At 39.5% G+C, this 26,209-nt stretch carries 27 protein-coding genes; 20 read left to right on the forward strand and 7 right to left on the reverse strand.

Going from position 1 to position 26,209, the window contains the following annotated elements:
• Window positions 1-15: 15 nt before the first annotated feature.
• Together hutI and hutG are read left to right on the forward strand one after the other, a co-directional pair.
• Window positions 16-1,230, forward strand: coding sequence for an imidazolonepropionase (gene hutI, locus LC091_RS05055; protein WP_226681318.1), 1,215 nt, complete (start codon window positions 16-18; stop codon window positions 1,228-1,230).
• The gene (gene hutG, locus LC091_RS05060) at window positions 1,223-2,191 is read left to right on the forward strand and encodes a formimidoylglutamase (protein ID WP_226680782.1); all 969 of its coding nucleotides are present in this window, start codon (window positions 1,223-1,225) and stop codon (window positions 2,189-2,191) included. The genes hutI and hutG overlap by 8 nt, the downstream gene beginning before the upstream one ends.
• A gap of 49 nt (window positions 2,192-2,240) precedes the next feature.
• Here hutG and LC091_RS05065 read toward each other — a convergent pair whose 3' ends face one another.
• A complete protein-coding gene (locus LC091_RS05065; RefSeq protein ID WP_226680783.1) occupies window positions 2,241-3,128 on the reverse strand; it encodes an NAD(P)-dependent oxidoreductase in 888 nt (295 codons plus the stop codon).
• Window positions 3,129-3,422: 294 nt separating this feature from the next.
• Here LC091_RS05065 and LC091_RS05070 point away from each other — a divergent pair, with 294 nt between their 5' ends.
• From LC091_RS05070 to LC091_RS05100, 7 genes are all read left to right on the forward strand, one after another.
• Window positions 3,423-5,288 carry a PAS domain S-box protein gene (locus LC091_RS05070; protein WP_226680784.1) on the forward strand — a complete coding sequence of 622 codons (1,866 nt, stop codon included), beginning with the start codon at window positions 3,423-3,425 and terminating at the stop codon, window positions 5,286-5,288.
• 144 nt (window positions 5,289-5,432) lie between these two features.
• Window positions 5,433-6,779, forward strand: a complete 1,347-nt coding sequence (locus LC091_RS05075; protein WP_226680785.1) for a sodium-dependent transporter — start codon at window positions 5,433-5,435, stop codon at window positions 6,777-6,779.
• Between the two features lie 252 nt (window positions 6,780-7,031).
• Complete coding sequence (locus LC091_RS05080) at window positions 7,032-8,177, forward strand: S8 family peptidase (RefSeq protein WP_226680786.1); 1,146 nt, start codon at window positions 7,032-7,034, stop codon at window positions 8,175-8,177.
• Window positions 8,178-8,272: 95 nt separating this feature from the next.
• Window positions 8,273-9,412 (forward strand): S8 family peptidase, encoded by a 1,140-nt coding sequence (locus LC091_RS05085; protein ID WP_226680787.1) that lies wholly within the window; start codon window positions 8,273-8,275, stop codon window positions 9,410-9,412.
• A gap of 369 nt (window positions 9,413-9,781) precedes the next feature.
• A complete protein-coding gene (locus tag LC091_RS05090; protein WP_319003641.1) occupies window positions 9,782-10,342 on the forward strand; it encodes an RNA polymerase sigma factor in 561 nt (186 codons plus the stop codon).
• Window positions 10,308-10,652 (forward strand): hypothetical protein, encoded by a 345-nt coding sequence (locus LC091_RS05095; RefSeq protein WP_226680788.1) that lies wholly within the window; start codon window positions 10,308-10,310, stop codon window positions 10,650-10,652. Before LC091_RS05090 ends, LC091_RS05095 begins: the two co-directional genes overlap by 35 nt.
• Entirely contained in the window at window positions 10,630-12,849 is a 2,220-nt protein-coding gene (locus LC091_RS05100) for a carboxypeptidase-like regulatory domain-containing protein (RefSeq protein ID WP_226680789.1), read from the forward strand. The genes LC091_RS05095 and LC091_RS05100 overlap by 23 nt, the downstream gene beginning before the upstream one ends.
• 55 nt (window positions 12,850-12,904) lie before the next feature.
• On the opposite strand, the gene LC091_RS05105 is transcribed toward LC091_RS05100, so the two are convergent.
• Entirely contained in the window at window positions 12,905-14,059 is a 1,155-nt protein-coding gene (locus tag LC091_RS05105; protein WP_226680790.1) for an aminotransferase A, read from the reverse strand.
• 347 nt (window positions 14,060-14,406) lie between these two features.
• On the opposite strand from LC091_RS05105, the gene LC091_RS05110 reads away from it, so the two are divergent.
• Window positions 14,407-14,628, forward strand: a complete 222-nt coding sequence (locus tag LC091_RS05110; protein WP_226680792.1) for a hypothetical protein — start codon at window positions 14,407-14,409, stop codon at window positions 14,626-14,628.
• 204 nt (window positions 14,629-14,832) lie between these two features.
• Here the strand turns inward: LC091_RS05110 and LC091_RS05115 are convergent, their stop codons facing one another.
• Window positions 14,833-15,069 (reverse strand): IDEAL domain-containing protein, encoded by a 237-nt coding sequence (locus LC091_RS05115; protein ID WP_226680794.1) that lies wholly within the window; start codon window positions 15,067-15,069, stop codon window positions 14,833-14,835.
• Between the two features lie 429 nt (window positions 15,070-15,498).
• Between LC091_RS05115 and LC091_RS05120 the strand changes: the two genes are divergently transcribed.
• Window positions 15,499-16,794, forward strand: a complete 1,296-nt coding sequence (locus LC091_RS05120) for an NCS2 family permease (protein WP_226680796.1) — start codon at window positions 15,499-15,501, stop codon at window positions 16,792-16,794.
• A gap of 464 nt (window positions 16,795-17,258) precedes the next feature.
• Here the strand turns inward: LC091_RS05120 and LC091_RS05125 are convergent, their stop codons facing one another.
• Window positions 17,259-17,804 (reverse strand): PadR family transcriptional regulator, encoded by a 546-nt coding sequence (locus tag LC091_RS05125; RefSeq protein WP_226680799.1) that lies wholly within the window; start codon window positions 17,802-17,804, stop codon window positions 17,259-17,261.
• A gap of 281 nt (window positions 17,805-18,085) precedes the next feature.
• Between LC091_RS05125 and LC091_RS05130 the strand changes: the two genes are divergently transcribed.
• Entirely contained in the window at window positions 18,086-19,345 is a 1,260-nt protein-coding gene (locus LC091_RS05130) for an ATP-binding protein (RefSeq protein WP_226680802.1), read from the forward strand.
• Window positions 19,346-19,395: 50 nt separating this feature from the next.
• Here LC091_RS05130 and LC091_RS05135 read toward each other — a convergent pair whose 3' ends face one another.
• Window positions 19,396-19,818 carry a hypothetical protein gene (locus LC091_RS05135; protein ID WP_226680803.1) on the reverse strand — a complete coding sequence of 141 codons (423 nt, stop codon included), beginning with the start codon at window positions 19,816-19,818 and terminating at the stop codon, window positions 19,396-19,398.
• Between the two features lie 222 nt (window positions 19,819-20,040).
• Between LC091_RS05135 and LC091_RS05140 the strand changes: the two genes are divergently transcribed.
• The 6 genes from LC091_RS05140 to LC091_RS05165 all read left to right on the forward strand — a co-directional run bounded on the left by LC091_RS05140 (window position 20,041) and on the right by LC091_RS05165 (window position 23,857).
• The gene (locus tag LC091_RS05140) at window positions 20,041-21,369 is read left to right on the forward strand and encodes an MFS transporter (RefSeq protein WP_226680804.1); all 1,329 of its coding nucleotides are present in this window, start codon (window positions 20,041-20,043) and stop codon (window positions 21,367-21,369) included.
• Window positions 21,370-21,893: 524 nt separating this feature from the next.
• On the forward strand, window positions 21,894-22,340 hold the full coding sequence (locus LC091_RS05145) for a redoxin domain-containing protein (protein WP_226680806.1): 447 nt from the start codon (window positions 21,894-21,896) through the stop codon (window positions 22,338-22,340).
• Between the two features lie 127 nt (window positions 22,341-22,467).
• Entirely contained in the window at window positions 22,468-22,896 is a 429-nt protein-coding gene (locus LC091_RS05150) for an Hsp20/alpha crystallin family protein (protein ID WP_226680808.1), read from the forward strand.
• A gap of 25 nt (window positions 22,897-22,921) precedes the next feature.
• A complete protein-coding gene (locus tag LC091_RS05155; protein ID WP_226680809.1) occupies window positions 22,922-23,128 on the forward strand; it encodes a hypothetical protein in 207 nt (68 codons plus the stop codon).
• Between the two features lie 16 nt (window positions 23,129-23,144).
• Complete coding sequence (gene gerPC / locus LC091_RS05160; RefSeq protein WP_226680812.1) at window positions 23,145-23,558, forward strand: spore germination protein GerPC; 414 nt, start codon at window positions 23,145-23,147, stop codon at window positions 23,556-23,558.
• Window positions 23,558-23,857 (forward strand): hypothetical protein, encoded by a 300-nt coding sequence (locus LC091_RS05165; RefSeq protein WP_226680815.1) that lies wholly within the window; start codon window positions 23,558-23,560, stop codon window positions 23,855-23,857. The genes gerPC and LC091_RS05165 overlap by 1 nt, the downstream gene beginning before the upstream one ends.
• Here the strand turns inward: LC091_RS05165 and LC091_RS05170 are convergent.
• Window positions 23,854-24,096 carry a hypothetical protein gene (locus LC091_RS05170; protein WP_226680816.1) on the reverse strand — a complete coding sequence of 81 codons (243 nt, stop codon included), beginning with the start codon at window positions 24,094-24,096 and terminating at the stop codon, window positions 23,854-23,856. The genes LC091_RS05165 and LC091_RS05170 overlap by 4 nt on opposite strands.
• Window positions 24,097-24,109: 13 nt before the next feature.
• Window positions 24,110-24,355 carry a hypothetical protein gene (locus LC091_RS05175; RefSeq protein ID WP_226680818.1) on the reverse strand — a complete coding sequence of 82 codons (246 nt, stop codon included), beginning with the start codon at window positions 24,353-24,355 and terminating at the stop codon, window positions 24,110-24,112.
• A 202-nt stretch (window positions 24,356-24,557) separates the two neighbouring features.
• Here LC091_RS05175 and LC091_RS05180 point away from each other — a divergent pair, with 202 nt between their 5' ends.
• A complete protein-coding gene (locus LC091_RS05180) occupies window positions 24,558-24,824 on the forward strand; it encodes an HPr family phosphocarrier protein (RefSeq protein WP_226680820.1) in 267 nt (88 codons plus the stop codon).
• A 174-nt stretch (window positions 24,825-24,998) separates the two neighbouring features.
• On the forward strand, window positions 24,999-25,988 hold the full coding sequence (locus LC091_RS05185; protein ID WP_226680823.1) for an acyltransferase family protein: 990 nt from the start codon (window positions 24,999-25,001) through the stop codon (window positions 25,986-25,988).
• Window positions 25,989-26,209: the final 221 nt, after the last annotated feature.

Genomic DNA, 26,209 nt, shown 5'->3' on the forward strand with positions numbered 1-26,209 from the left:
GGGCAACTACTTACGATGGATCATGAAACAGAAATGGTGAAAGGCGAGCAAATGAAAGTTCTTCCGCATATAGAAGATGGAGCTATCGGCTGGAAGAACGGAGTAATTACGTTTATTGGCACCACGGAAGAAGCGAAGAATTTACCATGCGACAATGTGATAGATTGCAAAGGAAAGCTTGTGACACCAGGACTCGTAGACCCTCATACCCACCTTGTTTTTGGTGGGTCCAGGGAACATGAAATCGCGTTAAAACAACAAGGTGTCCCGTATCTAGAAATTTTGAAACAAGGTGGAGGCATCCATTCGACTGTTAAAGCGACACAAGAAGCAAGTTTTGAAGAACTTTTGGAAAAAGCCGAGTTCCATCTAAAACGTATTCTCAGTTATGGAGTGACTGCAGTTGAGGCGAAAAGTGGCTACGGATTAAACTCGGAAACCGAACTGAAACAATTAAGAGTGGTCAAGGAACTCCAGAATAAGTATCCCATGACTATGGCATCGACTTTCTTGGGTGCCCATGCAATCCCAAAGGATTTTGAGGCGGATTCCGATCGATTCTTAGAAGAAATGGCAGATTTATTTTCCACGCTAAAAGAAGAAAATTTGGCAGAGTTTGTGGACATTTTCTGTGAAGAAGGTGTCTTTACGATAGAACAATCGAAGGACTATTTAATAAAAGCAAAAGAAGCGGGATTTGCGGTGAAGATCCATGCTGATGAAATTGTTTCTTTAGGAGGAACAGAGCTTGCCATGGTACTTGGAGCTGCATCTGCTGACCATCTCATTGCAGCGTCAGATGAAGCGGTCCATATGTTCGGTTCTTCCGATACGATTGCGGTTCTTTTACCTGGAACGACCTTTTATTTAAACAAAGAAACCTATGCAAATGCGCGCGGAATGATTGACGGGGGCGGAGCAGTGGCCCTTGCAACGGATTTCAATCCGGGTAGTTCGCCAACAGAGAACATCCAATTTATTATGAACCTGGCCATGTTAAAGCTGAAAATGACTTGTGAAGAGATCTGGAATGCAGTTACAGTCAACTCTGCAAAAGCCATTCATAAGGAGGAAGTTAGCGGAAGACTTCAAATTGGCCGTCAAGCAGATGTGGTCATCTGGGATGCGCCTAATTATCAGTACGTTCCATATCATTACGGTGTAAATCATGTGCACAGTGTATTTTTAAAAGGGGAGAAAGTGGCAAAAGGGGGAGCTTTTCTTGAGTAAACCGCCCTTTTTGCAAACTTCCGGCGCTCCTCCCTTTGTAGACAGACATTATCCAAAGGCAACTGAGCTTTTGCAACTTTGGGACGGGGAGAAGAAACTCGGTGGGACGACCATTATAGGCGTCCCTCTTTCCAAACCCTCCATTAGTCATTCCGGAGCGAGTTTTACTCCCGGCGTTGTCAGGAAACTCATGCAATCCTACTCCACTTATGCTGTGGAAGTAGAGGTGGATTTAAGAGATTCGACGGTGCTTTTGGATGCCGGGGATATTCATATGCATGCAACAGATATAAAGGAATCTTATCGGAGGATTGAAGAGACGGTAACGACTATTTTAAGGGAAAATAAAGAGTGCATCCCCCTTTTCATCGGTGGCGATCATTCTATCTCCTATTCAACTTTGAAGGCAATGAATGAAGTGAAATCTGGTGAAATTGGCGTCATTCAATTTGATGCTCATCATGACTTAAGGAACACAGAAGACGGCGGCCCAACGAATGGGACTCCTTTTCGCAGGCTCCTTGAGGCTGGTGTGTTAAAAGGCGAGCATCTCGTTCAAGTGGGAATTCGAAACTACTCGAACAGTGCCTACTATCATCAATATGCAATGGAAAATGGCATCAAGGTTTATACGATGGCTGATGTAAAGAAACAGGGGATTGTGGAGGTTATTCGTGAGACTGTTGAATATTTAAAAGATAAGGTGGAGCATATTTATCTTTCCATTGATATCGATGTTCTAGATCAGGCTTATGCCCCAGGTTGTCCTGCGATCGGACCTGGTGGAATGACAAGTGAGCAACTTCTTGAAGCTATCTTCTTGTTAGGGAAAGAGCACTCGGTATGCGGGTTGGACATTGTCGAAATAGATCCAACGATTGATTTCCGAGACATGACGAGTAGGGTGGCCGTGCATTGTCTATTGGAGTTTTTAAGGGGTAGAAGTATGCTTAACAGGTGATGCGAAAATAAAGGGGACTGCAGTTTTTGAATGCAGTCCCCTTTTTGTTTTATTCAGCTGGATGTTTTTGAAAAAGCTTATAAAGTGCTTGCGTTCCGCTATTTTCCTCTCCACTTGCAGAAAGCTTCACATACATTTCACGGGCCAAGGAGAGACCTGGAACTTCAAGTCCCATTTTGTCCGCTTCATCAAGAGCGATTTCCATATCTTTAATGAAATGTTTAACGAAAAAGCCAGGTTCATAGTTTCCTGCGATAATGCGAGGAGCTAGATTTGATAGAGACCAGCTTCCGGCCGCTCCGCTCGAAATACTTTTTAGGACATCTTCAGGATCAAGTCCTGCTGTCTCTGCGTAAGCCAAAGCCTCGCAAACACCAATCATGTTAGTGGCAATTGCAATCTGGTTGCACATTTTCGTGTGCTGTCCGGCTCCTGCTTCACCTTGATAAATGACATTTGTTCCTAATGTTTGAAAGATAGGCTGGCATGCTTGGAAAGCTTCTTTGTCACCGCCGACCATTATTGTTAGGCGAGCTTCCCGTGCTCCTATATCGCCACCAGAAACAGGGGCATCCAAGCTATGTAAGCCGCGTTCCTTTGCTTGCAGGTGAATTTGTTTGGCAAGTGTCGGAGTGGAGGTGGTCATATCAATCAGATATGTACCTTTTTCAGCATTGGTTATTATGCCGTTGTCTCCCATATAAATTTCTTCCACATCTTTAGGGTAACCGACCATGGTGATCACAACATCCGCACCGCGAGCTGCCTCACCAGCACTGGCCTTCCACACCGCACCGCGCGACACCAACCCCTCAGCCTTCTCCCGCGTCCGCGTATACACACTTACCTCAAACCCCTGGTCCAACAAATGCCCAGCCATACTACTGCCCATCACACCCGTACCAACAAAAGCAACCTTATGTAATTCTCTATTCATGTGTAAATACCTCCTGGGGTCTGACCCCTTTTCTTAATTTTTTTCTTTTATTCTTTCTTTCTCTTTTTTATTCCCCTATTATACAGGTTTCTTTTGTGTGTTGGTAGATTAGGAGGTGGTTAGGAGGGAATCTATTATTTTGAAGGAAAGAACTAGGGTAATTAGTTATAATATTTAGAAAAATAAAGAAATTTGTAGTATAATAGGGGATATTGGAAGTTAAGGACGATTGCTTATATAAAAGTATGCTGATAGATAAAAGATCACGATAGATTACGAAGGGAGGAACGTGTAATGAGTACCCCTGACTCTTTGTTAAAGAAGGAGAACGCACAATCTGTTGAATCCATTTCTAAGATCCAGCTTATCATTGTCGTTTCCGATGAAGGAGATATACAATATGTCTCTTCCACATGCCAAGCGTTATTAGGATATGCCAAGAAAGACTTGATAGATACGAGGCTAGAGAACTGGATTAATTCGGAAGACCTATATTTAATAGAGAGCTTAATCTACCAGCCCTCCCATCAAACTCACTGTTATTTTCGCATGAAAAGGAAGGATGGAGCTCTTGTTTGGATGGAAGCGGTACTGTCTGAAGTCAAATCATCTACAGGAGAAGAAAAAGAAATCATTTTAATGCTCTCCCCAACAGCGGATTATCAGAATTCCACTAACCAAGATAGAGGGACGGCCATCAATATGCCTACTAGCGAAAGAAGAAAAAATCAAGAACTGCAAGTAGACGAGGATTATTCTGCCTATGACCTTATCGAATACCTCCCGAACGGGGTGTTCATTTTCGTTAATGGAGTTATTAAGTATGTTAATGAAGCAGGGATATCTATGCTTGGGGCATGCCAGAAAGAACAAATTCTCGAAACCTCTGTTTATGAATACATAGAAGAAAATTACCATGAAATTGTGAAAAAAAGAATCAAGTCAGTTCAAGAAGGATACCGAGTGGGCCAAATGGAACAACGATGGAAGAGGTTTGACGGCCGGGCCATCGATGTGGAGATTACTTCAAATTATACTACTTTCCAGGGGAAACCTGCTTCTTTTGTCATGCTGGTGGATATTTCGCATCGAAAGAGCTTTCATAAAATTTTGCAAAACAGTCGAGAACGGTTTCGAAAGCTGGTGCAAAATTCAATTGATACAATCGGCGTAATTTGTGAAGAAAAATGGACATTTATTAATGAATCCGGACTAAAAATGCTTGAAGTCGAAAATTATGGGGAGATATTTGGGAAAAGCATATATGACAATCTTCCTAAAGAAGATTTCGAAAAAATATGGCAAGAAGTGCATGAACAACAAAATGGAACGAAATTGCCGACATTTGAACAAGAATGGAAGACGATGAAAGGGAATGCCATTCATACCGAGCTCGTTGGTATACCAACGACATATCTAGGAAAAGACGCCATGCAAGTCATTATCCGTGACATAACTGAACGGAAGCAAGCAGAAGTGTTGATGCTGCAATCGGAAAAGCTTACCGTCGCAGGTCAGTTGGCTGCCGGTATTGCGCATGAAATCCGCAATCCTCTTACGGCTATAAAGGGCTTTTTCAAACTCCTAGAAAGGGAGATGGAAGAAAAGAAAGAGTACTTTGACATTATTGAGTCGGAACTAAGCAGAATTGAACTTATTCTTAGTGAGTTACTTTTGCTTGCAAAACCGCACCAAGTATATGTTCATCCGGTTTCCGTTCAATCCTTGCTTAAGGATGTGACGACCCTTTTAGAAACACAGGCAATCATGAACAATGTATGGTTTGATTTGAAATTAAAGGCAAATTCTCCAATCATAAATTGCGACGAAAATCAGATGAAACAGGTGTTTATCAATTTAATTAAAAATGGAATAGAAGCTATGCCAAGTGGAGGAACTATTTATATTGATACAGAGGATTCTGGTGACGAAGTACTCATTACGCTTCGGGATGAAGGGACAGGCATATCCGAAGATGTCATCAAGAGGCTTGGTGAACCATTTTTTACTACCAAAACAACTGGAACTGGCTTGGGATTGATGATTACGTTTAATATCATTAAAAATCACCATGGAACGATAAACGTAACAAGTGAAGTTAATAGAGGCACCAAAATAGAAGTTCGATTTCAAAAGTCGTCAAATTTAACATTAACTTGAGGTAAAGGAATATCCTGTGCCGAAAGTGAGAATCCTTACAATGTATAAAGTTAGACAATGTTGCACTTTACAGAAAATTCCCTATACAATTTTTGAAAAGGATAGTATTATAGGAGACTAATCTTGAAATAGGAGTTTAAGTATATGAAACAGCATGAGCAATGGACGTCAAAGATTGGCTTTATTTTAGCAGCTGCAGGGTCCGCTATCGGTCTTGGAGCGATATGGAAATTTCCGTATATGGCAGGGACAAATGGTGGAGGGATTTTCTTCTTGTTGTTTATTCTCTTCACGCTCGTTATTGCTACACCAATGTTATTAGCTGAGTTTATCATAGGAAGGTCTACACAAAAGGATGCGATCACAGCTTATAAGACCTTGGCAAAGGGGTCTAAATGGCACTATATCGGAATCCTTGGAGTCGTTGCCTCCTTCATTCTATTATCCTTTTACAGTGTGGTAGGAGGATGGATTGTTACTTACTTAGGTAAAAGTATTACAGGAGGACTTTCACAATTTTCACTTGAGGAGTACGGTGGACTTTTTGAACAGACAATAGCTAATCCTACTCAAGTCTTAATTGCCCAGTTTATCTTCCTTGCCATCACGATATGGGTGGTACAGGCCGGGGTGCAGAGTGGAATCGAAAAAGCCAGCAAAGTATTAATGCCTTTATTATTTATTATTTTTATAGTTTTGCTGGTAAGATCGCTGACACTAGAAGGTGCATCAGAAGGGATACTTTACTTCTTACAACCGGATATTTCTCTTATCACCCCCAACACATTATTAATGGCGCTGGGACAGGCACTGTTTTCATTAAGTGTGGGGATATCCATCATGGTGACCTATAGTTCTTATTTAGAAAAAGGTGAAAATCTTGTTCGGTCTGCGGGTTCAGTGGTTTGGTTGAATATCATTATCTCTCTTTTATCAGGTCTAGTTATTTTCCCGGCGGTATTTGCTTTAGGGCTACAACCTGATGAAGGGCCAGGTCTTGTATTTGTCGTATTGCCGGCAGTTTTTGATCAGTTGCCACTTGGTGGAATCTTCTTGACTATGTTCTTGATTTTGTTATTATTTGCAACCTTAACATCTGCTTTTTCGATATTGGAGATAATAGTTGCAGTTATTGTAAAAGACAATCAGGAGAAGAGAAGAAAGATTGCAGTTATAGGTGGTATGATCATTTTCATTCTAGGCATACCTTCCGCCTTGTCATTTGGTGTCCTATCTGGTATTACCATAGGAGACCTTATCATATTTGATGTAGCGGATTTTCTCGTCAGTAATATTGCCTTGCCCGTAGGTGCGTTCCTTATTTCCATTTTTGTTGGATACCGAATCCCTAAAAACATCTTGGAAGATGAATTTTTCCAAGGATCTACTGTAAAAAAAGGGTTATTCCAAGGTTGGTACTTTCTTATCAGATACGTAATTCCATTTGGAATATTACTTGTCTTTTTACAGTCATTTGGACTTTTCGGTTAATTTAATTACCTTTGAAAACACACTCGACTTTCGTGGTCGGTGTGTTTTTTTGCCTTCCACTTACAACTTACAGGGGAAACAAGGAAACTATGACAGATATTCCTATTGGGAAAATAGGACGCGTTTTTCGATTTTAATAACACTTTCCGTCTCTCGTTTTCCCAATAGGAAATCAGGCTGACAGATGATAAACTGTCCATAATGATTCTTAATAGTGAGAATTGTTAAAAAACTTTTTAAGGAGTGAATTTATTGAAAAAGTGGACGAAAGGTTTATCGGTCATACTTATCGCAATACTTGCTTTCTCTTTAGCTTTTGGATCTGCACAAGCAGCAGCTTCAGATTCGAGTGCTAATGTGAAGAAAGAGTACTTAGTAGGATTTGTAAAAGGCAATAAAGCAAGTGCGCAGTCTTCCAAGAATCTAATTTCTGCAGCTGGGGGCGATATTCAACATACATTTAAGTACATGGATGTTGTGGAAGTCAGCTTAAATGAAAATGCTGCAGCTGCATTAATGAAAAACCCTAAAATTGCATTTGTAGAGGAAAATGCAGAATTCCATGCTACTGCACAAACTGTGCCATGGGGAATTCCTCACATTAAAGCAGACAAAGCACACGCTTCAGGTGTAACAGGAAGTGGAGTGAAAGTTGCGGTCCTTGATACTGGTATCGATGCAAATCATGCTGACCTGAATGTAAAAGGTGGAGCAAGCTTTGTTTCTGGTGAGCCTAATGCACTTCAAGATGGAAACGGCCACGGAACTCACGTAGCAGGAACAGTTGCTGCTTTGAATAATACTACTGGTGTACTTGGTGTTGCATACAATGCTGATCTTTACGCAGTTAAAGTTCTTAACGCTTCTGGAAGTGGAACATTAAGTGGAATTGCTCAAGGAATTGAGTGGTCCATTGCAAATGATATGGATGTTATCAATATGAGTCTTGGTGGAAGTTCTGGTTCCGCAGCCCTTCAGCAAGCTTGTGATAATGCTTATGCAAGTGGAATTGTTGTAATTGCAGCTGCTGGGAACTCCGGTTCTAAAGGTAAAAGAAACACAATGGGTTACCCTGCTAAATACAGTTCTGTAATTGCAGTTGGTGCGGTGGACAGCAGTAATAACCGTGCATCTTTCTCCAGTGTTGGTGAAGAGCTTGAAGTAATGGCTCCGGGTGTAAGTATCCTTAGCACGACTCCTGGGAACAACTACTCTTCCTTCAATGGTACGTCTATGGCTTCTCCACATGTAGCAGGAGCAGCAGCTTTAATTAAAGCGAAATATCCTAACATGACGAATGTACAAATTCGTGAAAAACTAAAAAATACAGCCACTAATCTTGGCGATCCGTTCTATTATGGACATGGTGTAATTAACGTGGAAAGTGCTTTGCAATAATTAAGTTATCCCACTTTGAATAAAAGCACCAGGATCAACTCTTAATTAGAGAAGACACTGGTGCTTTATAAATTTTTTATAGGAGAGTGAGTTATATGAATAAGTCTTTAAGAAAATTAGTTACTTTATTCTTAGCAGTAGTTATGGTCCTATCCTTCTCATTCACGCCATCAGATGCAGGTGCACAAGGAAAGCCGTTAATGAAAGAATATCTGATTGGTTTAAAAAGTGGTCCGTCTATTGCCAAAGCGGACAAGTTAGTATCCACTCTGGGCGGTTCGGTCGAGCATCAATTTAAGCATATGAATGTGTTACATATCACGTTGCCGGAAGTGGCAGCTGCAGCACTTGAGAAAAATCCGTTAGTAGCATATGTAGAAGAAAATGTGGAGATGCATACGACAGCACAAACAGTGCCTTACGGGCTCCCTCACATCAAAGCAGATGTTGCACATGCGCAAGGCGTAACAGGATCTGGTGTAAAAGTGGCAGTGCTTGATACAGGGATCGATGCAAGTCATGAGGATCTGAATGTAGCAGGCGGTGCAAGTTTTGTTTCTGAAGAACCCGATGCCCTGACAGATGGCAATGGCCATGGTACTCACGTGGCAGGGACTATTGCTGCAGTAAATAATAACACTGGAGTACTGGGTGTTTCTTATGATGTAGATCTTTATGCGGTAAAAGTATTAAGTGCTGGTGGAAGCGGTACACTTGCTGGAATCGCACAAGGAATTGAATGGGCAATTGATAACGATATGGATGTTATCAATATGAGTTTAGGTGGCAGCACAGGTTCAAGTACGTTGAAACAGGCAAGCGACAATGCCTATAACAGTGGTATCGTTGTTGTAGCTGCAGCTGGAAATAGCGGTTCTTTCTTTGGATTAATTAACACAATTGGATATCCTGCAAGATATGACTCTGTAATTGCGGTTGGTGCGGTAGATTCCAATAATAACCGTGCTTCCTTCTCAAGTGTGGGCAGTCAGCTGGAAGTGATGGCTCCTGGAGTTTCCATCAACAGTACGTTACCAGGTAATCAATATGGGGAATTGAATGGAACATCCATGGCATCTCCACATGTAGCAGGTGCTGCGGCATTATTATTGGCGCAAAATCCAAATCTGACAAATGTAGAAGTTCGTGAAAGATTACGCAGTACGGCAACTAACCTAGGATCGACGTTCAATTACGGTTACGGTGTCATTAACCTCGAAGCGGCTTTGCAATAATTCCATTAAGTGAAGATCCTCCCTTGTGAGATAAAGGGAGGATCATTTTTTTAGAATTTCCCATAAACCGGTTGATTTTCGTTCAAGGCGCTTCGCTTGCCTGCGGGCGGTCCGTAAGCCTCCTCACTCCGTTGCGGGGTTCTTACCTGTCCCTTCCTCCCGCGGGTGTCTGCGCGCCTTCCACTACAATCAACCAAGTGCCTTCATTCACATAATTAATAAAAACCACTAGACTCCCCAGCTTTATGCTACGTTAATATATATCTACCAAAAAAACAATTTTTTGCAAAAAGTTGAAACTATTTCTGATGAGCCTGCATCTTAAGTATATACCTCAAAAGGAAAGGGGGGTGAGTGAGCTTGCACCTAGTGAATCGATTAAAAAATAAAGAGGAATCCGCCCTTAAAGAATTGATGAACGTTTATGGGGACTATCTTTTGCGAACGGCGTATTTACTGGTGAAAGATAAACAACTTGCTGAAGAAGTGGTACAGGATACGTTTATCACAGCTTATCAAAAGATTCATCAACTAGATGAAGAAGACAAATTAAAAAGCTGGCTCACCACCATTACAGTCAACCTTTGCAAAATGCAAATGCGTAAATGGAGCTTTAAGAGTATCCTATCAAACTTTGAATTTGCCGAACGGGTTACAGAGAGCGAACAGGCAGATGGTCCCGAGGCACAATTACTACTTGATTTTCAAAATCAATCTTTAAGTGAATCCATACAAAAATTGGATTATAAATACAGAGAAGTAATTATTCTCTACTATTTTAATGAGATGAAAATAAGCGAAATGGCAATGGTGTTGGCTATTGCAGAAAATACCGTTAAAACAAGATTAAAACGAGGACGCTCTTATTTAAAGGAAATTATCGAGAAAGGGGAGGATGAAAGTGCAACACAAAGAAAAACAAGCGGTTAAAGAAAGGCTTGATCATGAATTAAAGGACTTCCATTTTACCGGATGTGAAAAAGTTATACAGAAAACGCATGCGAAAAGTTTTACTGAAAAACTTTCATCCTTCTGGAATAAAGAAATTGAAGTACCTGTCGTTCCAATAGTAGTGGCCGCAGTTTTACTCTTCTCGACCATTTCATTAAGGGATGATTTAAATGGTGAGGTCAGAACAACCCAGGGTGAACGTGAAATAATCCAAATAGCTGGGTACGCCTATTGGAAGGATGACTATGAAAGAGCGGTGAAAGAGTATGAAAATAAAAGTGAAAATTAAACACATAGTGTTAACTGGAGTAGCATTCATTTTATTCCTTCCAATGGTCTTCTATCTCATACAACCACAGTTCACGATATACATGGCAAAGCAACAGATGGGAAATGGGGAGCAAATGGGAAAAGAGAAAATATTGGACCTTCTAGATGATGGAAAAGTTTTTCGTGAACAGAGATTTGCACTTATCAGGGAGTACTTGATTGAGGGTGCTAATGCCATGGAATATGATGTCTATGTTGGAACGACCTCAACCTTTTGGTCTGATCCCAACCAGGCTAAAGTGAAATTCTCTTTTGAAGAACGTCTTCCTTACCTGTTGGAGTATGTGGAAGAAGGACCGATTGATGGATATATGGAGACAGCGGCCAGTGAACTAGCGGGTTATTATAGCCGGGAGGGAGCTTGGAAAAAAGGAAACAAAGTGCTGCAAACAGCTTTGGACAGAGGAAATAAAACATATTTCAGATCAGACTTGGCAACAAAGCAAATCGATTTAGCAGTTCAAAATGGACAATACGAACTTGCCTTAAAATATATAGAAGATTTCAATGCAAATGTTTCAGAAGGAGACACCTATACAAAAGCAAGGGCGGTTAAATCCCATGCAGATATCCTTATGAGCCAAGGAGAGCATAAGAAGCTACTCGCCTTAGTAGAAGAGGCTTTGGCAGACATAAAAAGGGTGAAAGAGGAAAGCGATGATAAGGACAATGTAGTATACCATGAAGAGGAGCAACTTAAAGAAATATTGGATAGGATTAAAAACGGGCTATACTCAGTTAATACCGTTCGAGGAAAAGTACTTGTCAACTCCAGTGGCCAAACACCTATGGAAGGGGTAGGGGTTTACCTCCGTGATAAAAACAATTTAAATTATAGTATAGGATCCGAAGAAACATACCAATCAGTGACGAACAATAATGGAGAATACGTCTTCAAGAATGTTCCATCCGGCAGTTATCAGTTGCGATTCGGATTTACCTTCGATCAGATAGACGGTTTTACACTTGCCATGCCTGCGAATCCTTGGATTGAAGTTAAAGACGAGGATGTTGTTGCACAAGACACCCTCATTAATCCGTTGATTGAAATTCATCAGCCAGTTAATTCTGAGAAAATTACTGATGACCAGCTTCATTTTTCATGGGAACCTGTCGAAGGTGCGGCTTACTACAGTATCAGTGTAGGCAGGGAAGTTGAAGGTGGCTCCGTATCGCATGGGTTAAAAAGCGGTATTAAGAATACAGAACATACTGTTTCCGTAGAAGACCTTTACTTTTCGCAAGGTGTGATTCAGTATACGGAAGACAGTGACTGGAAAGGAATTGATTATTCTTCTGTACTTGGTTTCGCAGATCCTAGAGGTCGCTTTTTCTGGAATGTAGAGGCCTATAATGAAAAAGGTGATTTGATTACGCAAAGCCAAGGTTACAGATTAGGAGACGATACATTTGGAAACCTGCCGACTTTTTATTTGAAGAACAGAGAATTATCAAAAGCGGATAAAGTATTGTTAAAAAATAAGCCGGAAGAAGCATTGGAGATGTATAAGCAAAATTATGCGGAGGATCCAGACGACTTGCATAGTCTGTTAATGATTAGCAAGATTATCGGTGTCGAGGAAACGGTGTTGAACAAATCATCTAAAGATTTGGCGATCACTTACGTAGAGAAGTTGGCTGAAAAAGCCCCTAATGAGATTCTATTCCTTGATATTCTCCAATACTATTATGAGAAAGAGAATTGGCAAGCCTATGAAAAATGGTATGAAAGGTTTAAGGCTATAAAGGGAAATATCTTAAACGAATATATTGAGGGGAACCACGCAATGGCTCTCTTAAAACAAGAAAAGTATGAAGAGGCAAGGTTACAGTTTCAACTGGTAATGGAGCAGGGATATCGCCATGAATATATCAGCGACTGGATTGCATTAGAACTGCTTTCAGGTAAGCCTTTTGATAAAGCGGCTGAATTGGCACAAGAACATCCAGAGCAAGGTATTTATGATGCGAGGGTTGATTGGGAGCTTTTAATTAAAAATCTCCAGCAAGAAGAAGTTCAGTTTGATGGATATATGGAAGAACTTGAAGCGGTATTGGAGTGGCACTTTAAAGAAGAAAATGAAAGAATGGCAGATTGGTTGAATACCACAGATAAGATTGAATTGAAACGGTTTATTGAAGAGTTGAGAAAATAAAACCGGAAAAGGAACGACTCCTTGAGATTAGAGTCGCTCCTTTTTTCATTTTTGCTTATAAGTTTTTCAAAAAACGTTCCATCCGGTCCATTGCTTTCTCAAGTGTTTGCATATCATAAGCATAGGAAAGCCTTACATATCCTTCCCCTAGCTCGGAAAAGGCACTACCTGGTACAACTGCGACACCTGCTTCTTCTACAAGCTTTAATGCAAAATCAAATGACTTTATGTTATATTTTTGAATCGAAGGGAAAAGGTAAAATGCTCCATTTGGCTTCACTACCTCAAGCCCCATATCGACAAGGCGTCCATAAACATAGTTCATTCTCTCTTGATACTGTACTTTCATTTCCTCTGCATCATTTATCCCTGCTGTTAATGCCTGTAATGCGGCATATTGTGAGACCGAACTTGCGCAGGAAACATTGTACTGATGTACTTTTAACATCTGTTTCATTACATATTCAGGACCAAATACAAGGCCAATTCTCCAGCCTGTCATGGAATGGGATTTGGATACTCCGTTGATGACAATGGTTTTCTCTCTCATGCCTGGGAGGATGGCGATGGATTGATGCTTGCCCTCAAAAACCAGTTCACTATATATTTCATCTGACAAAATAAAAATATCTTTGTCTTGCAACAAGTCTGCAATTTTTCTTAATTCCGTTTCAGGTAAAGCTGCACCGGTTGGGTTGGATGGATAAGGTAGAATGATACAACGGGTTTTTCCGGTAATATTCTTTTCTATTAATTCTGCCGTTAATTGAAAAGCTGTTTCCCTTGTATCAATATGAACAGGAGTTGCGCCGCATAATTTAATAATAGGTTCGTAACCTGGATAGACTGGGCCAGGTAGAATCACTTCGGTTCCGGGTTCTAATATGGTACGAAAAGCAATATCAATTCCTTGGCTTGCGCCTATAGATACGATCACCTCAGAATCTGGATTATACTCCATATTGTATTTCTTTTTAACAAAGTCACTTGCAGCCTTCCTTAGTTCAGGGATGCCTGCGTTTGGTGTATATACTGTTTTATTCATATCAATGGCGGCTTTTCCCGCTTCTTTTACATGCGTGGGAGTGGGAAAATCGGGTTGCCCGATTGTAAGCGAAAGTACATCATCATATTTTGCTACAAGGTTGAAAAACTTGCGAATACCTGAAATTTCAATATCTCGAACATTGGAGTTGATTAGGTGTTCCATATAAATTGCCCCTTTATGTATTTAAGCTTTTTAAGTTAGTGTAACTGACTTTTTTCCCCTTGTCCAAGAGATTATTGCCATTAAATGAGTAGGTATGAAGAGGGGTTTCTTGATACCTAGAAAGAGAAGGGAAACGTTTGTTTGGTCATTAGTGTACTAGGGAAGACCTATAAAAATAAGAAGCTAGTAGGATAGGAAAAAACTTACATAAGATTTATAATAATTATAAACACAGAATATTCACATAATTTTAGTTGCCGTCTCCATTGCCTTTGGATGCACTCCTTTCACCTTTGTATTACTGGGATTTGGTGTCTGTTGGATTCCGTCTGAAAGGGGATTGTGTAATGGATATTGTGCTACAAATCTGGGTTACTTTGTTGGAGAGGTATGCAGAGGAGTTATTTTTTCAAGATTCATCATCAGGGGTCTTTTCGTTTATGATTATTGGGGTGCTCGCTTACTTGTACAAGCAGGAAAAAGAGACAAAGAAAAAATGTTCTTGCTGCCAAACAGAAGCGAAAACAGAGGAGAAAAAGCTCCCCGAAAAGCAAGAAGAAGCGGAATGAGTTTCCGCTTCTTTTTTGTGAGACATGGTAAGCTCCGCTGTTGATTTCTGCAAATGGCTTCGCTTTCCGCGGGGCGACCTTGAGCCTCCTCACTACGCTTCAGGGGTCTCTACATTGTCGCTATTCCCCGCCGGAGTCTTCGCCTTTTGCTCCAATCAACAGCTTTAAATACTCAACAATTATTCATGTAACTTTAACTTGGCTTTACTGTAAGTGAGAGAACTGTTCTAATAGGGTGTTATATTCGTTTGATAGTATTTTGAATTTTTGGCGGTTGCCTTCTCCTAATGCTTGATCTATTTCGTTCATCAGCCTGTTTTTATGGAATTGAAAGACAGAAGAGTCGACGATGATTTGGGCGACTTTCTCCTCTCTGGTCATATCAAAGCTTTTGAAATTGGAAACAGATTGTTCAGGTTGAAAAGAAAAATGCTTATTCATAATTTCTACCCCCTGTGCGGAATTTTGGAATGCGTATTGATGGGTGAATCATGAAAAGGATGTAATAGTGAACTTTCTCATCCTTTTTCCTATTATCTGATATTTTGTACTGTTTGTGAAGTATAATTTTTAGAAAATTTAGATATATCAGAAAAAATAGTGGAAACTTTGTAAAAGAGTGACAGTTTATTCAATGATTTAGTTTAGTTACTTATTTTTGAATATACCCAAAATTTTAATGTAGAAAACAAGTAGAGAGTATTTAGCTGAAAGATGAATAAAGGATAGTTAATTTATGAAAATAATAGTGATTCGGAAAAATAATAAAGTGTTGAATAGTAATTTTCGATTTTCTCTTGAAAAATTAATAGAAAACGAATATTATTAGTAAGGTTTTAATAATACATTCGTTTTTGGGGGATTTATAAGTTGGAAAACTATTTTGATTTTAAAAAGTTTAATACGTCAATTAAACAAGAGGTATTAGCGGGAATAACGACTTTCCTTACAATGGTTTATATAATTTTTGTAAATCCTGCTATTCTTTCAGCGGCTGGTATTCCGTTTGAACAGGTGTTTATGGCAACGATCATCGCTGCTGTGATCGGGACTGTAACAATGGGGCTATTTGCAAAATATCCAATAGCGGTTGCTCCCGGGATGGGACTTAATGCATATTTCACAAGTGTTGTAGCAACACAAGGTCTTACTTATCAAGCTGTGTTGGGAACAGTGTTTTTAGCTGGACTAGTTATCATTATTTTAAGTTTGACCAATCTAAGAAAAGCCCTTATTGAAGCGATTCCTGCGCCTTTAAAGTATGGAATTACAGCGGGTATTGGCTTATTCATTGCGTTTCTTGGTTTAAAGATGGCTGGTATAGTAGTTCCGAGTGAAGCAACGATGATTTCACTAGGTGACCTTACAAGTCCCGTTACGGCACTTGCTATCGGTGGGCTGTTCATCACACTCATTCTTATGGCGAAGCGGGTATCCGGTGCGTTATTTTATGGGATGGTATTAACGGCAATTGCAGGCTATTTCTTTAATATGCTTTCATTTAACGGCATTGTGGATATGCCTCCTGCACCTCAATTCATCCATGTTGGAGATGCTCTTAGTGGTGTGGTTACAAACGGTTTATATACGGTGGTTTTTGCATTTATTCTGGTTACAATTTTTGATTCTACAGGAACGCTTGTAGGAGTTTCAGAACAAGCTGGATTTATGAAGGATGGCAAATTGCCAAGAACAAAGCCCGCGACACTTTCCGATGCGATAGCAACGACAGCTGGTGCAACCTTGGGGACAAGTCCTTCTTGTGCTTATATTGAATCTTCTGCTGGGGTTGCCGCGGGTGGTAGAACTGGATTGACTTCTATTGTGGTAGCTGGATTGTTTCTATTATCCATGTTCTTTTCCCCGGCAATTTCCGCAATATCAAGCTTACCGGCAATCACTGCGCCGATATTGATTATTGTCGGATCTTTTATGATGGAAGGTTTAGCGAAGATACAATGGAGAAATTTTGATGAAGCGTTCCCTGCATTCGCCATTATTTTGACGATGCCATTGACTTCTAGCATCGCTACAGGAATTGCGGTAGGTTTCATTACGTACCCAATCATGAAAGTTGTAAATGGAAAGTGGAAAGATGTTCATCCACTCATTTATGTATTTGCAGTTATTTTCTTAATACAAATGATTTATTTTCCGGCACACTAATAGATAAAAAAACGACGCACCCAACTTAATCGGGTGCGTCGTTTCTTATTTAATTTAGGAAAGTATGAATTCCAGTTGATTTCCGTTCCAGGCGCTTCGCTTGCCTGCGGGCGGCCCGTGAGCCTCCTCGGCTTGCAGCCTGTGGGGTCTCACCTGTCCCTTCCTCCCGCGGGCGTCTTCGCGACTTCCACTCCAATCAACAAGATGTTTTCATTTACCATGAGGTCAAAGAAGCTAACTAACCGAGTTACTGGAAACCAATAACCGTTCTTTAAAGTAATTTCCAGCTGTGGATTGGAGCAAATGGTGGAGACTCCAGCGGGGGAATAACGGTAGATTGAGACCCCTGAAACGTTGGGAGGAGGCTCAAACACCGTCCCGCGGAAAGCGAAGCCATTTGCGGAAAGGAAAAGCGGATTAACCTAAATCTTATAATTAAAAGGGGATAGAGGATCCGCTACTTCTTAGCATTCCTGATTAAATAACCCTTCTTCTGCATCTTCCTGAAGCTTTTGTAGCCATTTTAATTCTACTTTGCAGAGTTCATGGGCATTTTCCATGATCGCTTGTGACCCTTTAGGGGCATGAACACCAAATTGTTTATATACTCTTTCCAACATTTCAAGTTGCATTTTCGTATGGGAGATTCTTTCTGCCAAGGCCTCTCTAATATGACTTGCATCTCCAAGGTGAATAAAGGCAAGTGCGGTATACATTGGATGAAAGTGCGTGCTTTCTGCTTGTAGCTGCTTTTTTAGTAATTGTTGAAACGCTTCTTTCCCTTCATGAGTAATGCTATATATCGTCTTATCTGGACGTGTCTGGTCTGTTACAACTTGCTTGACTCTAATTAACTTTTTATTGAGGAGTTGCTCTACAGCATAATAGAGTGATCCTTTTGCCATTTTGATATATTGATCCATGTTACGGTCATGCATCACTTGTTGGATTTCATAGGGATGCTTGTCTCCTTCCATGAGAAGACCAAGTATTACAAGTTTTATTGCCAAAATCGTTCACACCTTTTATGTAAAGAGTGGTTTATCAATTATTATAAAGGAAAGATGAAATGTCGGATACTAATAATAGGTTTCGCGAAATATTCAGACGCTATATGAAATCCGACTATACAGGTGAGTTTTTAAGAAAATGTCATGTGCTCCTAGACGAACTCTTACAAGAAGCCTATAATGGATGAGGTGCTGAATTATAAAATTTAACACTTTACCCATTAATTTGAGTTGAGTGGGTAATATAGTAATCGTGTTATTAATTGGAGGATTTGTTTTGCATGATTTACCTAATTAAACCGCTAATTGTTAATATAACCATCATCTTCTCTTTGATGTTCAATGCGAATCTATTTTTTCCCTTCAGTAAAAGAAAACCCCTGAATTTTAAACAGCAGACCATACTCGGGCTGTTTAGCGCTTTTTCTGCAAAGCTTTGTATGCTTTACCCCATTGAAACACTTGAAGACACCAATTTTGACTTTAGGATGATCCCTATCCTTATTGTTACGCTATATGGAGGCTGGTATCCCGGTCTGCTTTGTACAGCTATTGTGGTGATGCTAAGATACTTGATTGGTGGAGAGTATGTTTATGTTGGTATTGCGGTCTCTATTCTTGCTTTAGGAATCGGTGTTTTGTTCCGTTCTGGGTTTCTAAAGAGCGCCAATAAAGTCCTATATAGTGTAATTGTCATATCCTTTTACTACTTGGTATACATTTTCATTTTGTTTAGTACGGTATCATTTTTAGATATTTATTTTTATATTGTTTATTTTCTTGCATTCAGCTTAACTTTTATTGCTTTGATTTATACAGTAGAAAAGTTAATTATCGCGAATCAACAGTTTGATGAGACATTGTACCTTGATAAGCTTTCAACCGTCAGCCAAATGGCAGCTGCATTTGCTCATGAAATCAGAAATCCCATTACCACTGTCAGAGGCTTTATTCAATTTATTAACTCCGACACCAAAGATGAAAATCTAAAGCAATTTGCTCCACTAATTCTTGATGAATTGGATCGGACCAATAAGATAATCACGAATTATTTGACTGTGGCACGGCCGACAAACTTCACTTTATCTTATATCGATGTTAATAAAGCTCTGCAAGATTCCGTAGATTTGCTCAGGCCATTCGGGTCATACCGGAATGTTTCCATAGATCTTAAATTAGAGGGGGAGCATTATATTTACAGTGATGAACAACATTTGAAGCAGGCATTAATGAACATTATTAAAAATGGAATTGAGGCAGCGGAAGAGGAACAAGGTGGATATGTGAAGATCCTGAAGAAGCCCGCAGATGAAAAGGGACAAATTGCAATTACCTTTGTGGACAATGGTATAGGGATGAGCGAGGAGCAGTTACAGAAGCTCGGTTTACCTTATTATACGACAAAAACAAAGGGTACAGGTTTAGGTAGCATGATAACGAACAGGTTGATTCATGAGATGAAAGGTAAGATTCATTATGAAAGCAAGGTTCATAATGGCACCAAGGTCACGGTCATATTGCCAACTGTAAGCAAAGAATAAGTATTTATAAGAGGCTGGCGTTGAATTCAAATTCAACGCCAGCCTCTTTTCTATTTTTTCCAAAGAGAAACTTCACCAGTATCTCTATTGACCTTGTACCATCCCCGTGATAATTTTTCCGGTTGATTATTAAAATGGACCAGATCAGATACATGGAATAAATAAAATTCCCCATTGATGCCTTCGTAAGAAACATCTGTACTATCATGCCTTGTAAGCTCTAAATACTTCATTAAACTGGATCTTGCCTCTTGTTTAGAGATAGTTACTTGATTGTTATTGCCGTTGGTGTTGTCTACGTTAATTAATACTTCATTTCGAGAATCTCTAATTAATTCATCATTGGACATCAAACCAGGTTGTTTTCTTTCTTCTGTTATAGTTGGCCCTTTTGCGCTTTCTTCTTTACTTTGATTGGCACAACCACAAAGAAGGACAAATACTAATGGAATAATCAGCAGTTTTTGATGCATACATGACACCCTCCTTAAAAGACTCTACATGTCGATTATTAATAGTATGAAGTAGAAAGAAAGATTTCATGCAAGTTAGCGCTTTTGGTAAAGCGGAGCAGCATATAATGGGTAAAGATAGGCGTCGTGTAAATATTACGTAAAAAATAAGGGAGAAAGGAGGAGTGAGGGGTTTATTAGAGAATAGTCTTCTTATAACATTAAATGATGGAGGAAGTTTCAATGGCAAATTTGGAACCAAAAGTGGAACAAGGAAGCAATCAAACAAAACCAAGATCTCCTTTAGCCTTATATTTTTCGCTGCCTATTATTTCTTGGGCTCTTTATGATTTTGCCAATACTATTTTTTCATCCAATATCATTACGATCTTTTTCCCTTTTTATCTCCAGGAAGTGATAGGGACAAATGAAAGAATGGATCAAATTGCAAGTACATTCCTATCGTATGCAAACGCAACGGCCAGTTTTTTTCTCGTCTTGTTTTCCCCGCTTTTCGGGGTAATGATTGACCGAACCGGCAAAAGGAAAAAATTCATCATTCCATTTACCTTAATAGCCGTTTTCTCCACTATCTTCATGGGCGTTTTTGCATCCCTTCAAACTTCGCAAACTTTATTTGGATTGCCGGTCAGTTTCATCCTGGTTCTCCTGTTGTTTGTCGTAGCTAAATTTTTCTTCCATTCCTCGCTTATTTTTTATGATACGATGCTCCCTGACCTAGGGACAAAAAAAGAATTGCCGCTAATATCAGGGTTTGGAATCGCAGTAGGGTATATGGGGACATTGCTCGGACTAACGGTATACTTATATGTGGGGGATAGTGATTTTCATCGTGCATTTATCCCGACCGGAGTGCTATTTCTTTTATTCTCTTTGCCATTGTTTTTTATTTTTAAGGAAAAGCCTAAAGAAGTACAAGAAAAAAAGTCATTTTTCAGTGGCTATAAAGAGATCTATCAGACGTTTAAAGAAATGCGTTTGTATCGCCCTGTCTTTCTCTTTATGATTGCGTATTTCTTTATAAATGACGCCATTGCAACGGCGATTGCGATGATGGCTATCTATGCGAGGGCAATCGGTGGCTTTTCGGCAACTGAATTTATTTTGCTTTATCTTGTTTCGACTGTTTCGAGTATCATTGGGTCATTTGTCTATGGTTATATCTCAAGAAATATCGGATCGAAGCTTGCGGTAGCATCAGTCGCCGGGCTCTTGATAGTGGCATTGTGTTTCGCTGTCTTTGCCATCACTCCTTGGATGCTTTGGCTTGCAGGAAGTTTATTTGGAGTCGCTCTTGGTGCAACATGGGTAACGTCCAGAACATTTATCATCGAACTGACACCAGAAGGGAAAAGAGGACAGTTCTTTGGACTCTTTGCCTTTTCCGGTAAAGTTTCATCCATTGTCGGGCCGCTGTTATACGGAACCATCACCTTAGTTCTTGCAGGATACGGAAACCTCGCAAGCCGAACTGCACTTGGCTCCCTAATCATCCTAGCTTTCATCGGCTTAATCATCACCCTAAAAGTACCATACAAAAAAGAAGCCTAAGTAAGCTTAGTTTTTAAAAAATATGAAGGTGTAAAATTCTGTTGATTACCGTTTCAGGCGCTTCGCTTGCCTGCGGGCATCTTCGCGCCTTCCACTGCAATCAACAAGATGTCTTATTAACCTTTAGGATTTCGGAAGAGGTATGATATTTCCTTGAGTTAACTTTATAAAATATCGTTTCGTTCTAGTAATCTAGAGCTGTTGATTGGAGCAAAAGGCGAAGACTCCTGAGGGAGATAGTGCTAGGTGGTGACCCCGCAGGCAAAGCCGAGGAGGCTCCAGCAGCGCCCCTAGGAAAGCGAGACCATTTGCGGAAATCAACAGCGGAGCTTAACCAATTACTTAAAAAAGGCCGTGCAGTTTTGCTTGGTTTTTTTTTTATGTCTCAAAGCATTTTATTTTAATTATTTAATTATAATAAGTATAATCTAGTTGACAGCAAATAATGATATGAATATAATATAGAATGTATTAAATAATAATAATTATTAAAAGATAACCTATATAAAAAGGGGAGAGATAGAATGAAATTAAGAGAACAAATGCCCGAACTTACAGGCGCCACGGAATGGATCAATGAAGAAATAACAATGGACGAGCTACAAGGGAAAGCGACCCTAATCCACTTCTGGTCCGTCAGCTGCCATCTTTGTAAAGAAGCAATGCCTGAAATCAATGAACTACGTGACGAATATGACGACGACTTGAATGTAATAGCAGTACACATGCCACGTTCTGAAGATGACCTTGATATTGGCGTAATTCGCTCCATGGCAATGGGTCATGATATCACACAACCAATTTTTGTGGACAGTGAACACAAACTAACAGAAGCATTCGAAAACAAATATGTACCAGCGTACTATGTGTTTGACGAGGAAGGAAAACTTCGCCACTTCCAAGCAGGCGGAAGTGGAATGAAAATGCTAAAAAAACGTATCAACCGTGTTTTAGGTATTGAAGAAAAATAATGAGATATCAACATTCAAAGAGAAACCATAGAATACGGTTTCTCTTTTTTGTCTGAATAAAAGCATGAACTTCCCACATATACATAGCTATAGAGTGTTATCGAGATTATAACTGGGGAGGAGGCTCATGAAGAAAAAGCATACAAACCCATGGGAAACAATGAACGATAAAATTGACGAAGTATTAGGAGATAAGTTTTGGAAAGATATGCTTCCGGTCATGCCAAAGAGAATCCCACTTATCGACATCATGGAAACAGAAGACAAAGGACTAATAATAATGGAACTTCCCGGATTAAAATCTGCTGAAGACATCCATATATCAGTCAAAAACAATCAGTTATTCATTAAAGGCAGCATCGCGTACCCATATCCCATTCAACGAGAAAACCTGCTGCAGGGAGAAAGGTTCTTTGGTGACTTTCAGCGTGTAGTTCAGATACCCTTTTCGTTTGTACCAGAGAAATTGACGGCACAATACAAACAAGGTTTACTTACGCTCATTTTTCAAAAGAATGCACAAGATATATCGGTTGAGATAGATTTTATAGAATAATTTTTCTTTGTAAGGAGGGGGCAGGTTGAAATTTGAGTTCAAGGATTTCAAAGTGGATATACTAATGAACGCATCCTCTTTAAATAAAGGCAAAAACGTCAGTTGGAATACGAAGTCAACCCAGAAGGAAAATCAAGGTTTCGGAATACTTTCAGGTGAAAAAAACTCAATTCGACAATCAAGTAATACAGTAAGAAGCCAAAGTGGCGGCAACGAACAAACTTCTTCCTAATTGGTTGTGATCATGTATGTCTACTAATGATGAAATGAAAATAAGGCTTCAAGACTTGGAGTCAAAAATAGATCAACTCACCGTACTCTTTAATAAAATTAATGATACAAGGCAGCAGGTTGTCCACTATCATATTAAAACGCTGGAGATTAAAAATGCACAAATTGACAAACTTGACTATCATCTTGATAGTATCGGAATAGAACAACTCAGCGGTACGTTAAATATAGGAAATAATTTTGATGCTAAACAGACGACCCCAATAGACAATCCCACTTTAAAAAATGATAAAGATCAAGTAAAGAAGGTAAGACCGGCATATCGTCCATTAAAAAAGAAAACTAACGAAAGCAAGGAAGGCCAACACATAAGTGTTTCTAATAGAAAAAAAGGATTTTCCGTTAGTATCAGGGCAAAGGAGGAGAGCTGATGAGTGATTATTCTCCCAATTTTTTTATAGGAAGCATCCGGATTGGTGTGGTGGAAAGTGCTTCTTGTATTAACATGGGTAACAATTACCCATCTCAGTTTCAAAGTCATAAAAAGCATAACCAAGGGGTAGGAAACATAAGTGGCGATGAAAATGATATTCATGGAACAAAAAGCCAGGTTAGTGACTCTTCCTTTATTGATATGTTTGAGCAAACAGATACTCAAGAATTGCCGCAATGGCTACAAAATGTGATAAAAGAAAAGGAGGATATGCAAGCCGAAGAAAAAACCGATTAATTGCTAGGTTTATTCTGTACCGGCATATCAACTACATCAGGATCGTGGACGATATTTAGATTGGAATCGGAATCATTATATTCCCCTGCCACCATGCCAAACCCCATATTTGTTTTTTGGTAGGTCCTCCAATTGGCCTGCATGTTTTCTCCTGTAAATATTCCGGAACAGTTCATAATGGACATGACTTCAATCTTATCAAGCAGTATATGAATTTGAGACGGATGCTTCTTGTTCAATCTAAAGCCCCCTTTAGAATTGTGCGGTCGGTTGCGGGTTGTTGATTTCTGGATTCGCGATGGAAGTATCAACACCGTCTGCATCGAACACTACGTTGCAAATATTGGTAACTGCTACGGCTCCTATTTCAATACCATTCCCTATGTTTATTTTCCCTTGTGTTGTCCAATCAGGCTGGTTGTTCTGACCTGTGGAAACGGACGAACTCTTGCTGATGCTATTAACATTAATCTGATTGAATATGATGGAAACTGGCAATATGAACCCTCCAATCCATGGCCTTATCGGACTTATATAATGTAGAGTATTCCTACAAAATGTATAACGTGAGGAAAGTGATGAATTATCTGAAATAAAAAATAAAAAAGATGTAGGCAAAAGTACTATTTTACTAAAATTATTCATGAAGTCATTTCCCCTCACATACCATATATAAATTTGGTAATGTGGGGGATATTTTATGGTATCTAAGCAAATAACAGTCGCACTTGAAAATGGACTTCATTCAAAACCAGCTCACTTTTTTGTTGAGAAGGCAAGTAGTTTTGTTTCAGATATACGTGTTGTCAGGCACACTAAGGTCATTGATGCCAAGAGCTTCCTCGGTTTATTGTCGCTTGGAATATCTAATGGCAGCGTTGTAACAGTGAAAGCGGAAGGGTCGGATGAAAAGGAAGCTGTAGAGTGGCTGACCAGGTTTTTAAAAGGAGAAGAAGTGCTGTACTGAGGAGAACAGGTGGATGCGGGAGTCCATCTGTTTTTTAATTTTTGAAAGGAAATTTTTACATTCCTCCAACGGACAAGTTCATGTTATACTCTTCGAATGAATATATGTCCATGTTTAAGTTTTTTATAAATGTGGGTAAATACCTTCGTATAACTGGAAATGGAGGAGAACACCATGAAAACTCGCGATTCCTTCTTTGATAATGCGAAGTTTATCTTAATTTTTCTTGTTGTATTTGGACATATTATTTCACCCTATCGTGCAAATGATGAGTGGCTCGTGTCCATTTACCATTTTATCTTTATTTTTCATATGCCGGCATTTATTCTATTGGCCGGGCATTTCAGTACCAACTTTCATAAAAAAGGCTATTATGTAAAAATTATTACGAGATTATTAGTACCATATTTAATTTTGCAAACCATCTATACGCTGTTTTACAGTCAGCTTTATGCAGACCCATCTATGACCTTGGAATACTTCACTCCAAGATGGGCGATGTGGTTCTTATTAAGTATGATTGCTTGGAAGCTGATGTTGCCACTCTTTGGAAAATTACAGGCGAGATACAGTATTCCTTTGGCAATACTACTGGGTATTGGAATTGGTTTTGTAGATATCCCGGAAAGATTCCTAAGCTTGGATCGAACGTTTTATTTCTTCCCATTCTTCTTGATAGGGTATTATTTAACGAAAACAGACTTATTTGAGAAATTGAAAAATGGTGCGTATCGTGTACATGCAACTGCGTTCCTTGTAGCGTTGTTTGCTGGAATCTATGTTTGGTTAGGTGGAATTGACGGAGCAAGTATCCTTTATGGAACATACACCTTCTCTTCTGTAAGCGATATGTTGATACGCATTGGCATTTATGCAGGAAGCATGCTTGTCACGATTGCATTTTTCGCACTTGTGCCTAAAGACAAGTATATCTTTACAGGAATTGGCCGTAGATCGTTTTATGTGTATATCCTCCATGGCTTTATCATCAAGTGGTTCTTTGAAACAAGCTTTGGTGAAGCTGTCAACTCACCGGCGGGATATATGTTGCTTCTGTTATTGAGTATCTTGGTGACAGTGGTAACAGGTAATAAATATGTGGTAAAAGCTATTCAAACACCTTTTGGGTATTTGAAGGAGAGCTTGTCGTTGAAGAATGGTTAATAATTTTGAGCCGCTCCGGTGACCTTTATGGTTGTCGGGGCGGTTTTTTACATTAAAGTGGTTTCTACGGGTTCCTGTTGGTGCTACTTTTTAGACAATAGTAGACTCTTAAAAGCTTAGAGTGTGCAGTTTGTATGAAATGTTGTATTTTTAAGGAAAATAGCTGTTATTTTGATATGAAAAAATGGTTCGGACAAAAATCATCATGCATCGGACATTTA

The organism is Sutcliffiella horikoshii (assembly GCF_020524325.1).
Taxonomy (GTDB): domain Bacteria; phylum Bacillota; class Bacilli; order Bacillales; family Bacillaceae_I; genus Sutcliffiella_A; species Sutcliffiella_A horikoshii_D.

Bases quoted from the DNA above. Each gene is read 5' to 3' on its own strand.
- LC091_RS05180 (WP_226680820.1), top strand. From the start codon at position 24,558: ATGGTATCTAAGCAAATAACAGTCGCACTTGAAAATGGACTTCATTCA.
- LC091_RS05085 (WP_226680787.1), top strand. From the start codon at position 8,273: ATGAATAAGTCTTTAAGAAAATTAGTTACTTTATTCTTAGCAGTAGTT.
- LC091_RS05095 (WP_226680788.1), top strand. From the start codon at position 10,308: ATGAAAGTGCAACACAAAGAAAAACAAGCGGTTAAAGAAAGGCTTGAT.
- hutI (WP_226681318.1), top strand. From the start codon at position 16: ATGGATCATGAAACAGAAATGGTGAAAGGCGAGCAAATGAAAGTTCTT.
- LC091_RS05150 (WP_226680808.1), top strand. From the start codon at position 22,468: ATGAAGAAAAAGCATACAAACCCATGGGAAACAATGAACGATAAAATT.
- LC091_RS05100 (WP_226680789.1), top strand. From the start codon at position 10,630: ATGAAAATAAAAGTGAAAATTAAACACATAGTGTTAACTGGAGTAGCA.
- LC091_RS05075 (WP_226680785.1), top strand. From the start codon at position 5,433: ATGAAACAGCATGAGCAATGGACGTCAAAGATTGGCTTTATTTTAGCA.
- gerPC (WP_226680812.1), top strand. From the start codon at position 23,145: ATGTCTACTAATGATGAAATGAAAATAAGGCTTCAAGACTTGGAGTCA.
- LC091_RS05105 (WP_226680790.1), bottom strand. From the start codon at position 14,059: ATGGAACACCTAATCAACTCCAATGTTCGAGATATTGAAATTTCAGGT.
- LC091_RS05130 (WP_226680802.1), top strand. From the start codon at position 18,086: ATGATTTACCTAATTAAACCGCTAATTGTTAATATAACCATCATCTTC.
- LC091_RS05065 (WP_226680783.1), bottom strand. From the start codon at position 3,128: ATGAATAGAGAATTACATAAGGTTGCTTTTGTTGGTACGGGTGTGATG.
- LC091_RS05165 (WP_226680815.1), top strand. From the start codon at position 23,558: ATGAGTGATTATTCTCCCAATTTTTTTATAGGAAGCATCCGGATTGGT.
- LC091_RS05140 (WP_226680804.1), top strand. From the start codon at position 20,041: ATGGCAAATTTGGAACCAAAAGTGGAACAAGGAAGCAATCAAACAAAA.
- LC091_RS05110 (WP_226680792.1), top strand. From the start codon at position 14,407: ATGGATATTGTGCTACAAATCTGGGTTACTTTGTTGGAGAGGTATGCA.
- LC091_RS05185 (WP_226680823.1), top strand. From the start codon at position 24,999: ATGAAAACTCGCGATTCCTTCTTTGATAATGCGAAGTTTATCTTAATT.
- LC091_RS05145 (WP_226680806.1), top strand. From the start codon at position 21,894: ATGAAATTAAGAGAACAAATGCCCGAACTTACAGGCGCCACGGAATGG.
- LC091_RS05070 (WP_226680784.1), top strand. From the start codon at position 3,423: ATGAGTACCCCTGACTCTTTGTTAAAGAAGGAGAACGCACAATCTGTT.
- LC091_RS05115 (WP_226680794.1), bottom strand. From the start codon at position 15,069: ATGAATAAGCATTTTTCTTTTCAACCTGAACAATCTGTTTCCAATTTC.
- LC091_RS05135 (WP_226680803.1), bottom strand. From the start codon at position 19,818: ATGCATCAAAAACTGCTGATTATTCCATTAGTATTTGTCCTTCTTTGT.